The 916-nt window shown below is 43.2% G+C and carries 1 protein-coding gene; it reads right to left on the bottom strand.

The features are described from left to right. A partial coding sequence (locus HMPREF2637_RS10375) for a Rib/alpha-like domain-containing protein (RefSeq protein WP_256316161.1) occupies positions 1 to 916 on the bottom strand: 916 nt, incomplete at both ends.

The following is a 916-nucleotide window of genomic DNA, read 5'->3' on the forward strand; positions in this document are numbered from 1 at the left end:
TTGTGTCAACAGGTGTCTTGTACTCGAACTTAGTTCCTTCTGGAAGATCACCGACATTGCCGATTGAATCTTGAGCTTTTGGTGTTTCACCAACATTAACAGTTTGATTCTTAGGCGTTGGCGTGTTCTTGTCCGCATCTGTACGTGGGTCTACAACTTTAACTGATACAGGCACTTCATCGATTGAACCGTCTGGATAAGTGACAACTACTGTTGTACCCTTATCACCCGGAGTTGTAGTGTCCACTGGAGTCTTGAATTCAAACTTAGTTCCTTCTGGAAGATCTCCGACGTTGCCAATTGAATCTTGAGCTTTTGGTGTTTCACCAACATTAACAGTTTGATCCTTAGGAGTTGGTGTGTTCTTGTCCGCATCAGTACGAGGGTCCACAACCTTAACTGCGACTGGCACTTCGTCCTTAGAACCATCTGGATAAGTCACAACGACAGTTGTTTCTTTATCGCCTGGTGTTGTTGTATCCACTGGTGTCTTGAATTCGAACTTCGTACCACTTGGAAGATCACCAACATTGCCAATTGAATCTTGAGCTTTTGGTGTTTCACCAACATTGACTGTTTGATCTTTTGGTGTTGGTGTGTTCTTATCTGCATCAGTACGAGGATCCACAACCTTAACTGTGACTGGCACTTCATCCTTAGATCCATCTGGGTAGGTTACTACAACTGTTGATGATTTTTCACCTGGTGTTGTTGTATCTACTGGAGTCTTGAATTCAAACTTAGTTCCTTCTGGAAGATCTCCGACGTTGCCGATTGAATTCTTAGCATCTGGTGTTTCACCTACATTAACCGTTTGGTCCTTAGGCGTTGGCGTATTCTTATCTGCATCCGTACTTGGATTTACAACCTTGATAGTGACTAGCACTTCATCAATTGAACCATCTGGGTAAGTCAC

Source organism: Streptococcus sp. HMSC065H07 (assembly GCF_001837325.1).
Lineage (GTDB): Bacteria > Bacillota > Bacilli > Lactobacillales > Streptococcaceae > Streptococcus > Streptococcus salivarius_H.